This is a genomic window from Paenibacillus sp. GCM10023252 (assembly GCF_042653305.1).
GTDB lineage: Bacteria > Bacillota > Bacilli > Paenibacillales > Paenibacillaceae > Pristimantibacillus.
The window spans coordinates 194,309-207,224 of sequence record NZ_JBHSHW010000009.1 but is presented as its reverse complement, the minus strand read 5'-3'; the positions used below and the strand labels follow the sequence as shown (position 1 = coordinate 207,224).

General features: G+C 52.6%; 11 protein-coding genes. 1 reads left to right on the top strand and 10 read right to left on the bottom strand.

What is annotated here, in order from left to right; translation table 11 throughout:
• Positions 1-5: 5 nt before the first annotated feature.
• The 10 genes from hisS to ACFO9Q_RS06865 all read right to left on the bottom strand — a co-directional run bounded on the left by hisS (position 6) and on the right by ACFO9Q_RS06865 (position 11,198).
• Entirely contained in the window at positions 6-1,265 is a 1,260-nt protein-coding gene (gene hisS, locus ACFO9Q_RS06910; protein WP_379180079.1) for a histidine--tRNA ligase, read from the bottom strand.
• Positions 1,266-1,859: 594 nt separating this feature from the next.
• Positions 1,860-2,033: a hypothetical protein gene (locus tag ACFO9Q_RS06905; RefSeq protein WP_379180077.1), complete on the bottom strand. Its 174-nt coding sequence runs from the start codon at positions 2,031-2,033 to the stop codon at positions 1,860-1,862.
• A 125-nt stretch (positions 2,034-2,158) separates the two neighbouring features.
• On the bottom strand, positions 2,159-2,605 hold the full coding sequence (dtd, locus tag ACFO9Q_RS06900; RefSeq protein WP_379180075.1) for a D-aminoacyl-tRNA deacylase: 447 nt from the start codon (positions 2,603-2,605) through the stop codon (positions 2,159-2,161).
• A gap of 36 nt (positions 2,606-2,641) precedes the next feature.
• Entirely contained in the window at positions 2,642-4,822 is a 2,181-nt protein-coding gene (locus ACFO9Q_RS06895; protein WP_379180073.1) for a RelA/SpoT family protein, read from the bottom strand.
• A gap of 295 nt (positions 4,823-5,117) precedes the next feature.
• On the bottom strand, positions 5,118-5,630 hold the full coding sequence (locus tag ACFO9Q_RS06890) for an adenine phosphoribosyltransferase (protein WP_379180613.1): 513 nt from the start codon (positions 5,628-5,630) through the stop codon (positions 5,118-5,120).
• A 37-nt stretch (positions 5,631-5,667) separates the two neighbouring features.
• Complete coding sequence (gene recJ / locus ACFO9Q_RS06885) at positions 5,668-7,680, bottom strand: single-stranded-DNA-specific exonuclease RecJ (RefSeq protein ID WP_379180071.1); 2,013 nt, start codon at positions 7,678-7,680, stop codon at positions 5,668-5,670.
• Between the two features lie 39 nt (positions 7,681-7,719).
• Complete coding sequence (locus tag ACFO9Q_RS06880; RefSeq protein ID WP_379180069.1) at positions 7,720-8,622, bottom strand: cation diffusion facilitator family transporter; 903 nt, start codon at positions 8,620-8,622, stop codon at positions 7,720-7,722.
• Positions 8,623-8,729: 107 nt separating this feature from the next.
• Complete coding sequence (secF, locus tag ACFO9Q_RS06875) at positions 8,730-9,650, bottom strand: protein translocase subunit SecF (RefSeq protein ID WP_379180067.1); 921 nt, start codon at positions 9,648-9,650, stop codon at positions 8,730-8,732.
• Positions 9,640-10,872 carry a protein translocase subunit SecD gene (gene secD, locus ACFO9Q_RS06870; RefSeq protein WP_379180065.1) on the bottom strand — a complete coding sequence of 411 codons (1,233 nt, stop codon included), beginning with the start codon at positions 10,870-10,872 and terminating at the stop codon, positions 9,640-9,642. The genes secF and secD overlap by 11 nt, the downstream gene beginning before the upstream one ends.
• A gap of 83 nt (positions 10,873-10,955) precedes the next feature.
• A complete protein-coding gene (locus ACFO9Q_RS06865) occupies positions 10,956-11,198 on the bottom strand; it encodes a post-transcriptional regulator (protein WP_379180063.1) in 243 nt (80 codons plus the stop codon).
• Positions 11,199-11,348: 150 nt separating this feature from the next.
• On the opposite strand from ACFO9Q_RS06865, the gene spoVB reads away from it, so the two are divergent.
• Positions 11,349-12,902, top strand: coding sequence for a stage V sporulation protein B (spoVB, locus tag ACFO9Q_RS06860; RefSeq protein ID WP_379180061.1), 1,554 nt, complete (start codon positions 11,349-11,351; stop codon positions 12,900-12,902).
• The last annotated feature ends 14 nt before the right edge of the window (positions 12,903-12,916 follow it).

Sequence of the window (12,916 nt, the reverse complement as noted above, 5' to 3'; positions counted from 1 at the left end):
CGGGTCTAACGGTCCAGCTGTGCCTTCAGCTCACGGGCAAGCTCATCGAGCTTGATCAGACGCTGCCCGCCGCCCGCCATGTCCTTCAGCGTTATCTCGCCTCTGGCGAGCTCATCGTCACCGAGAATAGCGGTGTATCTCACCTGCATACGGTCGGCGGACTTCATCTGCGCCTTCATCTTCCTGCCCTGATAGTCGCGCTCAGCAATAATTCCGTTCATGCGAAGGTGATAAGTCAGCTTCGTCACTTCCCGGTCAGCTTCCTCACCCAGAGCAATCAGGTAGATATCTACCGCATGAGGGTTCGCTAGAGGAGCAGCCTGATGCTCCAGCAGCATGATTGTCCGCTCCAGGCCCAGACCCAGGCCAACGCCAGGTTGATCCGGTCCGCCAATATCAGCGACCAGCCCATTGTACCGTCCTCCGCCGCCGATTGTATCAATTGCGCCAATGCCCTCTGCCTTGTACTCGAACGCGGTATGCGTATAGTAGTCCAGCCCTCTAACCAGCCTAGGGTTAATAGTATAAGGCACCCCGATATCAGTGAGATACATCTTCACCTTCTCGAAGTGGACCGAGCATTCCTCATCCAGGCTGTCCAGGATAGAGGGAGCGTCGGTGAAGCGATGCTGGTCGACCTTGCAATCCAGTACGCGAAGCGGATTGCGGTCGATGCGCGACTTGCAATCCTTGCACAGCTCTTCGCGAATCGGATTCAAGTAGGCGAGCAGCTTCTCCTTGAACGCCGCGCGAACAGCTGGCGTGCCAACCGAATTCAGCTCAACTCGGACACCCTTCAGACCGACCTCGGTGTAGAAGGTGTAGCCGAGCGCAATGACCTCAGCGTCCAGAGCAGGATCAGTCGCACCTAACGCTTCAATCCCGAACTGATGGAACTGACGGTAACGTCCGGCCTGCTGCCGCTCATAGCGGAACATAGGACCGATGTAATAGAGCTTCGTTAAGTCAGGCTCTCCATACAGCTTGTTCTCCACGAAGGCTCTTACAGCGCCAGCAGTGCCCTCTGGCCGCAGGGTGATGCTGCGCTCTCCCCGATCCGTGAAGGTATACATCTCCTTCTCCACGATATCGGTCGTCTCACCGACACCGCGCTGGAATAACTCCGTTGCTTCGAAGATCGGCGTCCGAATCTCACGGAAGTTGAATCGTCGGCATACTTCCCTTGCCTTGCCTTCTACGAATTGCCATCTCTCTACGGATGCAGGCAGAATGTCCTGCGTTCCCGGCGATCTCTGATACGCCATGTCGCTTCCCCCTTATTGTAGATACAACAAAAAAACTCCCGTCCCTGACGGCGTCATTGCCGTTCAGGGACGAGAGTATCAGCTCCCGTGGTACCACCCACATTCCAAGCGGCTCAGATTGAACCTGCTTGCTTCACACGGTTAACGCCCGCTACACGCGCTTAGCTAGTAGATGATGGAGGTACAAGCTGTGCTCTCCAATCACGTTCACTAATCGTTCTCCGGGAGGTCTGTTCGTTCACTCACTGTCAAGACGCTTGCAGCCTGGGGCGTCTCTCTCTGGGGATGTGCGGTGAAGTACTTGTTCCCATCATGGAATCTGTAGGTATAGATGAATCCTAACAACCATTATTGCCGTCAAGCCTCAATTCTAACCGGATAGGGCTATGTTGTCAAGATAATCTCAAGACAGAAAAAAACCTGCAAACCAGTTGCAGGTCCAAAGTAAAACTATATTTTAAAAAAGGGGGTCGAGGTCTATTATAGGCCAGAGATGTTAAGGGAAAATGTTAAGGAAGTTACAGTTGCGTTACAAAAAATAAAACGGTTACGAACGAGGCTCTAACCCCCAGTCCGTCCTCACGCTGAGTTAGTTCAGCTAAGAGAACCAGGACTGTTCGGCCTGCCATGCTTCACTGTTCCGGCCCACTCCTCTGCGGCTTCGATGCTGGATTCCAGATGAGCCATGACTGCAGCCTCTCTTCGGTCGAACGTAAGCATGCTTCTGCCTGCACGCTCAATCCCTTGCTCCTTGCGTGATTGATGCATCGGTCGGCGCTCCTTCCGTCAATCGGTCTAATAACCGCTCATCTCGCATTCGTACGCAGAGACATGCCTGCGCGGATAGCGATCTGCTAATTATTATGCTCCTGGAAGGGCGAGCCTAATCATGCTCAGGATGTCTTAGAGTCAAGGATTAACGTTACTGGACCATCATTAACTAGAGAGACGTCCATCATAGCACCGAACTTGCCCGTACCGACAACTAAGCCTAACTTGCGAAGCTCCTCATTGAAGAGGTGATACAGCTTCTCAGCCTCCTCCGGCCGAGCCGCCGAAGTGAAGCTTGGGCGTCTGCCGCTGCGGCAATCCCCATAGAGGGTGAACTGTGAGATCGACAGCACTTGCCCTCCAGCCTCCAAGACAGACTCATTCATCTTGCCCCCATCATCCTCGAAGATTCGAAGCCCAGCTGTCTTCGCAGCCATCCACCGCACATCGGCTTCGGTATCCTCATGAGTCAGGCCGACAAGCAAGACGAGCCCGGAAGGAATGGAGCCTACTACCTCGCCGTCTACCGTGACCTTGGCTTCCTTACTGCGTTGCAATACGACTCTCATGTCTAACCACCATGCCTTCTATTCCCTATTGCATAACTATTGCATAATCCGTTGGACGGAATATATATCTTGAATTCGCTTAATCTTCTCCACGACGGACTGCAGATGATCAATGTTGCGGATGAGCACCGTCATATGAATCATCGCCATCTTGTTCTTAACAGAGCGGCCCGTTACCGCAGAGATGTTCGTCTTGCTCTCCGATACCGCCTGCAGCACTTCATTGAGGAGCCCTCTGCGATCATGGCCTGTAATCTCAATATCCACACTGTAATTAGCCTCTACCGAATCTTCCCATGCGACTTCAATGACGCGCGCCGCCTCTTCCCCATCCGCCGCAAGCGGGATATTCTGACAATCAACTCGATGGACCGATACTCCTCGTCCACGCGTGATGTAGCCTATAATCTGATCGCCCGGCACGGGGTTGCAGCAGCGAGCGAAGCGTACGAGCACATTATCAATGCCCTTCACCGTTACACCATGCGTTGGCCTGCTCTTACGATGACCAGGAGACTTCATCTCCTTAATCTCGCTCGTCAGCTCAATCTGACTGGCCTCCTCCGCTTCCTTGCGGAGCTTCTCCGTCAGCTTCGTACAGATCTGAGCCGCTGTAATTCCGCCGAAGCCAATCGCAGACATCATATCCTCAATATCGTGAAATGCGAACTTACCCGCCGCTTCCATCAGCTTGTCGTCGCTCATCCAGGCAGAAGGCTCTAGGCCGAGACGCTTCAGTTCGCGTTCAAGCAGCTCCTTGCCCTTCGCGACGTTCTCTTCCCGCTTCTCCTTCTTGAACCATTGTCTGATCTTGCTCCGTGCATGCGAAGACTTCGCAATCTTCACCCAGTCCTGACTCGGGCCGTAGGAGTGCTTCGAAGTGAGAATCTCGACGATGTCACCGGTCTTCAGCTTGTGGTCAAGCGGCACGATTCGGCCGTTCACCTTGGCGCCGATCGTTCGGTTGCCGACTTCGGTATGAATTCGGTAAGCGAAGTCGAGCGGAACCGAGCCGTTCGGCAGCTCGATCACCTCACCGCTTGGGGTGAAGACGAAGACGAGATCGGCGAAGAAGTCCATTTTGAGCGATTCCATGAATTCTGATGCATCTCTGGCTTCATTCTGCAGCTCCAATATCTCGCGGAACCAAGACATCTTGTCCTCGAAGTTGCCGTTCGGCACAATCATGCCTTCCTTGTAAGCCCAGTGCGCCGCGATGCCGTATTCGGAAGTCCGGTGCATCTCCCACGTCCGAATCTGTACTTCCGTCGGCTCGCCAGTTGGACCAATCACGGTCGTATGAAGAGACTGGTACATATTCGTCTTCGGCATCGCCACGTAGTCCTTGAACCTGCCCGGCATCGGCTTCCACAGCGTGTGAATAATGCCAAGGGTAGCATAGCAATCCTTAATATTATCTACAATAATCCGGATAGCGAGCAGATCGTAGATCTCATTGAACTGCTTATTCTTATCCGACATCTTCTTATAGATGCTGTATATATGCTTAGGGCGTCCTGATATATCTCCATCAATGCCCATCTCTCCGAGCTTCTCCGAGATCCGTCCGATCACATCTTCAATATGCTGCTCTCTCTCGGTCCGCTTCTTCTTCATGAGATTGGCAATGCGGTAATATTGCTGAGGATTCAGGTAACGAAGAGCAATATCCTCCATCTCCCACTTGATGGCGGAGATACCGAGCCGGTGAGCAATTGGACAGAAGATCTCCAGCGTCTCATACGCGATCCGCCGCTGCGCTTCCTCGGATTGGAACTTCAAGGTTCGCATATTATGCAGCCGGTCAGCCAGCTTGATGAGTATGACCCGGATGTCCTGAGCCATGGCGACGAACATCTTCCGATAGTTCTCATTCTGCTGTTCTTCCTTCGAACGGAACCGAATCTTCTCCAGCTTCGTCAGACCGTCGACCAGCATAGCGCAAGTCTCTCCGAACTTGACACGGACCGACTCCAGGTCGACTGTAGTATCTTCTACTACGTCATGGAGGAGAGCGGCAATAATCGACAGCACATCCATCTGCATATCGACAAGGATATCTGCTACCGCAACGGGATGAAGAATATAAGGCTCGCCGGATTTGCGCACTTGACCATGATGAGCCTGTTCGGCGAATTCATAGGCTTCCGTAATGCGGACCAGATCCTGCTCTTTCATATAAGCTGATGCCTTCTCTAGTAATTGCTCAATGCCCATGAGACGTCCCTTTCCCTTAAGAGCCGCTCTTGGACTCTCTACATGCTGATTTCCGAGTTTTCTAATATTATGCCTGTAACAGCAGGCTCCGTCAACTAGTGGAGGTGACAGGATTCGCTTCGGGAGGTGTGACAAAAACCGGCAAGGAACGATTCCTTGGCGGTTGTTCCCCATATATGGAAGTCATCCCACAAATGGGCGGTCGAACTAGAGAGGTGCTCCAGCTAAGGCAAAATGGTTAAAAGACCGTTGCCTTCGGTTGAAGGTAACGGTCTTCTAAGTCAAGCACAATTAATTAATAAGTCATTAAGGAGAATACATCAATGTTGCCAAGCTTCTCTCGTCCGGTTAAGTACCCGAGCTCGATGAGGAACGCTGCTCCAATAACTTCACCGCCAAGCTGCTCGATGAGGTTAATGGAAGTAGCTATCGTACCTCCCGTTGCGAGCAGGTCGTCTGCTATGAGGACTCGCTGTCCAGGCTTGATGGCATCCTTATGCATCGCAAGACAGTCCTTGCCGTATTCTAGATCATAGCCGGCTTCAATCGTCTCGCCGGGAAGCTTGCCGCTCTTGCGGATGGGAGCGAAGCCTACGCCTAAGGAGATGGCCAGCGGAGCGCCAATGACGAAGCCGCGTGCCTCAGGGCCTGCAATAATATCAATCTTCAGATGCTGCACAGCTTGTCTCATCTCTTCAATAGCTGCACGGTAAGCTTCGCCATTCTGAAGCAGTGTCGTAATATCCTTGAATCGGATGCCGGGCTGCGGGAAGTCCGGAATTATCCGAATGTAGTCCTTGAAGTTCATCTTGATATCGTTCATTAACAGTTCAATCCTTTCGGGGTTAGAGGGAAGACACATCCGTGCCCTCCGCGTGCAGCTTAGCTGCACGATAAGTGTCGGATGTGATGAGATCTCGCTTCATCGGTGACTCCACTACGACTAGGTTGTGTTCATTCCTTGTGATCAATTCAAGCTCCTCGAACACTTGGACCATCATCATTATAATACTTGGGGACCAATTCGTCATCCCCGAGATCTTGTCAGAGAGACCGCGTATAGGGGCCTCCTTCATTCGGCGAAGCAGCTGGTACACCTCTCCGAAGTGTGCCCGCTCCGGGAACCTCTCTCTCATCGGTTCATAGCGCAGGTCATGGATATGAAGCTGCGGCTTGCGCTCGCCATTCCACTCATTAATGGACAGCTCTCCGACGAGATCGACCACCTTGCCCGATTGGAGAATTGGTGCATGCTCCCCGTAGCCGAAGCCTACCGCATCCAGGGTTCGGCCATAATTACCCAAGGATAGCTTGAGGTGCTTAGCTTCCTTGCCCATCGTTCGCTTGGACAGCAGCTTAGCCTCTTGGAAGAGCAGGCGAGGAGCCGGATTGCCAGCGCCATACGGCTCGAGCCCAGCTAGTTCCTCTATTGTCTGCAGAGTCGCTTCCTCTACCTTACAGCTGAAGTCTATCTTCGTCTTCGGAATCCAGTCTTCGTCTGTAAGCCACTCCAGCGCAAGCAGACTTAGCCTTCTCTCCAGCTCACCTAGACGCTCCTTGTGCAGGCTCATGCCTGCGGCTGCCTGATGGCCGCCATAATGGTCCAGCAGATCCTCACAGGCGGTGAGAGCAGCATGCAGGTCATAGCCTTCAATGGAGCGTGCTGAGCCCTTGCACTGGCCATTCTCATCTATTCCTAGAATGAGCACAGGCTTGTAATGCCTCTCTAGCAGCTTCGATGCAACGATGCCTATGACACCGACATTCCAGCCCTCGCCTGCCAGCACAATGACCGCAGGGGGTTCAGCGCCGCTCTTCGCTGCTTCCCGAGCCTTCTCTGCCCACCCTTGCTCCGCTTCCTTCACGATGGACTCAACGATTCGCTGCCGCTCGCGGTTGAGTCCGTCAAGCACAGCTGCAATATGGATAGCATCGTCATAGTCATCCTTCGTGAGCAGCTCTACAGCCTTCGAGGCATGGTCGAGCCTTCCAGCTGCATTGATGCGCGGAGCCATGCCGAAGGCTATCGAGGTAGACGTAACGGCAGACAGATCCATGCCTGCGACCTCGGCCAACGCCCTGAATCCTGCATGCTCTCCCATCCGCATCCTTGCCAGCCCAAGCTTGACGAGAATTCGATTCTCCCCCTGCAGGGGCATTAAGTCAGCGACGGTGCCAAGCGCAGCGATATGTGACCATTCGATGGGCGGCCGTCCAAGCAGCGCCTGAGCCAGCTTGAAGGCGACGCCTACACCAGCCAATCCTTCGAACGGGTAGCTGCAATCCTTCTGCTTCGGATTAATGACGGCATAAGCATCCGGCAGCAGCGCAGGCGGTTCATGGTGATCGGTCACGATAACGTCTATGCCTAGCTGCTTCGCGTACTTCACTTCATCGTATGCGCTAATGCCCGTATCGACCGTCACGATCAGCCCCACACCATCCTCTGCCGCCTTGTCGAGAGCGGCACAGTTCAGACCATAGCCCTCCAGTGCCCGATGTGGAATGTAATAATCATAATTGCTCTGTAGTGTACGCATAAGCGAGATAAGCAGAGAGGTGCTTGACACACCATCAGCATCATAATCGCCGTATATTCTAATCTTCTCGCCGTTCTGAACGGCAGCATGAATTCGATCTACCGCTTCCTTCATCCCCTTAAGCAGATAGGGATCATGCAGCTGCTCCTCGCCTCCGGCTAGAAAAGAACGGGCTTCATCCGCATCCGTTAGGCCGCGCTGCACAAGCAGTCTGGCTACTAACGGGGACAGATGAAGCCTATTCGCTAATTGCTCTGCCTGCCGCTGACTTGCTTCATCCCAAGGAGCAACTGCCCAACGCGTCTTCGCTCGAATCATAGGCTCTTCCTTCCCCCCATGCTTCTCGTGTTCGCTCCTCTATTGCAATAGAGTTGGCGTATGTTCTTGGTTCGGATCATGATTGGACTTATAAGGATAATTAGGACTGTAAGGCTCTACATGAATCGTTACATCCGTCACATGGAGGAATCGCTTCAGCAGCAGCTGCTTGGCACGTCTCGCAATCTCATGACCTTCAATTACCGTAATTCTAGGATTGACCGTAATAATAATATCAGCAATCACGTAATGGCCTTGTTCCTTCGCTCTTAGCATCTCTACCGTCACGACTCCGTCTACGCGCTGGATCAGCTGCATGAGTTCATCAACGTCTCTCTCAGAGCTTGCTTCCCCAGATTCCTTGAACGCCTCAGCTGCAGCCGTTCTCCAGCCGCTGTAGAGCAAGAGGCAGGCGATGACAAGCGATGCTGCGGGATCCATGTAATAGAGCTCAGGAACCTCAATCCACTTGCCTAGCGTTGCAGCTCCAGAGCCAATCACTGCAGCTAGTGACACATATAGACCCATTCGGTACGGGTGTAGATTCAGGAGCAGCTGCTGCAGCAACAGACCAATCAGCGCAGCAGCACATGCGCCCCAGTGGGGAGCTGAGCTTACTCCGTCTGCCAGATCTCGGATAGCGAACACAGCTGTCTCAATGCCAATGATGAGCAAGAGTACCGACAGCAGGATGGATGCGGCAGCTTCAGCCCTTGGAGCTGGTACGGCACGACCAGAACCGCGGAGTAACGTCCTTGCTCTTGCAGCCTTGGTAGACCTCAGTCCAGTCAGGCTGGCGAACGATTCGGCGCTGTCCGCTCCCGACCGCAAGGCATCGGCCATTAGCGCTTTGCTGCCGGTGAACCAGCCGATCACGCCTTTGCCGACTGCCAGCGCAGCCTTCCCCCACATATCCGTCCATCCAAGCGGTTTGCTAGACATGTTGACTCACCCCTAACGATTTGTGCAGGAATTACCCTTGATAAGCATAAGCTAGGGTTCTGCCGAGCAGACAAGAAGCTCCACTCTGCAAAACCCTGATTGGCTATCTATTTGGCAGCTGGCGCCTTGATTGCAGCCTTCGGCTTCTGTCTGGCCTTCATCATCAGCCATAGCGGCGATGCGATACAGATGGAGGAATAAGCTCCACTCGTTAATCCGATAATCTTCGCTAATGCGAACAGCTTAATAGGCTCTCCGCCGAAGATGAACAGACAGACCGCAATGACGAGTACCGCGAGTACGGTATAGATGTTACGTGCCATCGTCTGCCAGATGCTCGCATTGACCATCTCGGCAAGCTGCTCTTGATTCTTGAACTTGCCGAACCGCAGATTCTCGCGAATTCGGTCGAAGATAACGATCTTATCATTGATGGAGTAACCAATCGTCGTCAACACTGCCGCGATGAACGGGAGATCGACTTCCAATCGGAAGATAGAGAACAAGGCAACGACGACGAAGGCATCATACAGAATCGCTATGTTCGCCGCAACGGCGAAGCGCCATTCGAATCGAATCATCACATAGATCATAATGGCCAAGCTCGCAATAACGACGGCATAGATCGTCTTCAGGCCAAGCTCCTGCGCCATATCCGGAGATACGACGTTGACTTCGGCCGATACTTGGTCGCCGTACTTCGCCTTGAACTTATCTTGAATCTCTGTAATCTTCTTCTGATCCAGCACCTCGTCGAATCTAGCCGAGACTCGCTCATTGCCAGCTCCGCCGACGACAGGATTGACATCCTCTACGCCCGCGTCCGTAAGTAGCTGCTTCGCATCCTCTTGCTTCACAGCCTTGCCCACGGATATATCCATATTCGTCCCGGCCTTGAAGTCAACGCCGTAGTTCAAGTTGAAGAACAGTAAGGACAGCAGTCCGAGCACCGTTAAGCCGATGGAGAAGGCAAAAAACTTGTTGCGGTTCTTAATAAAATCGTAACGGATCTTCGTATTATAGTTCACGGATCTCTTCCTCCTTCACACCGAAATAACTAGGCTTCGTAAACAAGTTGCTTCGGATGAGCATTGAAATAAGAAACCGTGACAGGAATACGTTAGTAATAATACTGACTAAAATACTGAAAATCATCGTAAGAGCAAAGCCCCGAATAGCGCCGTTGCCGATATAGTACAACACGGCACTTGCAATAATATTCGTAATGTTCGCATCCATAATGGTACGGAACGAATTCTTGGAGCCGGAGCGCAGAGAGGACAACAAGCTCTTGCCGCTTCGAATCTCTTCCTTAATCCGTTCGTACATAATGATGTTCGCATCGACAGCCATCCCGATTCCGAGTGCGAACGCCGCAATACCTGGCAAGGTCAATGTCGCATTAATGAGAGTGAACACAAGCAGCAGCATCCATGTATACGTGACAACCGTAATGCCCGCGATTACGCCAGGAATACGGAACAGTGCAATCAGGAACACAAGAATAATCGCAGTGCCGATCAGCCCTGCTTCTACGGTCTTCTGAAGCGATTGCTGACCGAGCTTCGCGCCAACGCTCTGTGTATACTTCTCATTCAGCTTGAGTGGGAGAGCGCCGAGATTAATCGTATCTCTCAGATTATTAGCTTCTTCAAGAGTGAAGTCGCCGCTAATCTGTGCGGTGCCCCCGCTGATTGGATAGTTAACGATAGGATTGGACAGCATCTCTTCATCCAAGTAGATAGAGAGCGCCTTACCCGTAAGCTTCGTCGTCAGATCCTCGAACTTCTTCGCGTCCTTGAGCTTGATGGATACGATTGGCTTATTCAGCTGATCGAACTCCACTTGTGCAGCATTCTGGACGAAGTCATCTCCGCGCAGCTCTACATTCCCGTCTGGACCGCGGAAGGTTAAGTTAACCGGCTTCTTAATGATGTCTCGAACTTCATTCTCATTCTCCACGCCTGCCAGCTTCACCCGGATCCGGTTCGTTCCTTCGGTTGTAATCTCAGGCTCGGATATGCCCAGCTTGTCCGCCCTTGCTTCCAGACTCTTCGCTGTCTCCTTAAGCGATTCGGCCGTAACCTTATCCCCGCCGGTCAGCGGCTCTGCCTCGTAGAGAACCTCGAAGCCGCCCTTCAGATCCAATCCAAGCCGAACGTCCTTGACGAGCGATGGGCTTGTCCACCCAACGACACCAATCATGATGACAACGACCGCAAGGAAGGTAAGTAATCGCTTCCCGTTCATACGTTCATGTTCCCCCTTAAGATCTCAATATTCCTATTATAGCGGCGTCGCAAAAGGCAGTCAAAAAAAAGAACCCTTTCTAATCAGAAATGGGTCCCTCTATATGCGCTTAACGTCATAAAGTTCATAAACGCGGTTGCCTTCAGCGACAGAATGTCATTGACGACTTGATGAAGCCCCGGCGCCCCGGCTTTCTTATACTTATCGCTGACGCACTCCCATACGTCCAAGCCTGTGACATGCTCATAGCCAATAAGATGGAACTCTTCTGCCTTGCTGTTGCACAGCTGTGCAATGACCTCGTCCAAGTTCGCTTCGTCTTCCATCTTCATGCCCTCCTTCATAAGGAACCTGTTGTATGTATTCGATGCCATGGGGTTCCTTTCCTGCTAAATTGACTGACATGGATGAGGACATGCTGCATAAATATGAAAGTACAGGCTATCGGATGAATTGAAGAGATGAGGGTCGGGTCCATGACGAAACAAACGTTCATAAAAGGAGCTATGATTCTGCTTGCAGCCGGCATCGTCAATCGACTGCTGGGGTTCGTACCGCGGATTGCACTGCCGCGAATTATAGGTGCGGAAGGCGTAGGTCTGTACCAGCTGAGCTATCCATTCCTTGCCGTCATGCTTACATTAATTACCGGAGGCATCCCTCTTGCCATTGCGAAGTGGATTGCGGAAGCCGAATCGAAGGGAGATCACGCAAGGGTTAAGCATATTTTCCGCGCAGCGATGGGTCTAACCATCACTCTAGGTGTCATCATGACGGGTGCCCTCTTTCTGTTTGCACCTTGGATTACGACCCATTTATTGCCGGATGAACGGGTCATTAAGCCCTTCCTTATGATGGCGCCGATGCTGCTCATTATTGGCGTGTCTTCAGTTTATCGAGGTTACTTTCAAGGAAAGCAGAATATGGTGCCTACCGCAATCTCGCAAGTGACCGAGACGGTGCTGCGCATCGTTACCTCTCTGACGTTCGCGAGCATGCTGCTGCCGATGGGACTAGAGTGGGCTGCTGCTGGAGCCATGCTGGGCGGAGTAGTCGGAGAGATCGGAGGGTTGATTATACTGCTCATTCAATATCGACGAGACCGCAAGCTCAGCAATGAGATGGCCTCAGCGCTGCAAGAGAATAGCAAGCAGGAGCCGCGTACTCCTGTCCTGCGGCGTCTGCTCAGCTTGTCTATCCCGGTTACCGCCTCCCGCTTAGTCGGCTCTCTCTCCTACTTGCTGGAATCAATCTTCACCGCTCGAAGCTTGGCTTCAGCTGGCATCGCTACGGGCAAAGCTACTGCACAATACGGCGCGCTGCAAGGAATGGTCATTCCCCTGCTGCTGCTCCCTACCGCGCTCACCTACTCCCTTGCCGTCTCACTCGTCCCCTCCTTATCCGAAGCGGCCGCTAAGGGGGATCACGCCTTAATTCACAAGCGGCTTCATCAATCGATGCGGCTGTCGCTCGTTACAGGTGCGCCGTTCGTCGTCGTCATGTGGCTATTCGCTGAGCCAATATGCAGATTGCTGTACAATCATGCGGAGATTGCACCGATGCTGCAGCTGATTGCCCCAATCGGATTGTTCATCTACTTGCAGGCTCCTCTACAGGCTGCCCTTCAAGCCTTAGATAAGCCTGGTACTGCGCTGACGAACACGCTTATAGGAGCTGCCGTCAAGCTAGTCTTGATTGTAGAGCTCGCTTCTAAGCCTGAATTCGGCATCTACGGTGCCTTAATCGCCATTAATGTCAATGTCGTGCTGGTGACCGCTCTTCATTGGTTCAGCGTGCTGCGCTCAATCGGCTTCAGGATGAAGATGCTGGACTTCGTCAAGGTCGGAGCGGCTATGGTCATCATGGCAGGTGCAGCAGAGTGGACCATGAATCAGGACGTACTTGGCCGCGAATGGATTAATCTCCTGCTAGCATGCTTATCCGGGGTCATCCTCTACCTGGTGCTCATGGTATGGATGAGGATTATTAACCGGTATGACTTGTCCAGAGTATCGAAGTGGTTCCGATGATTGGTTCCGATGAT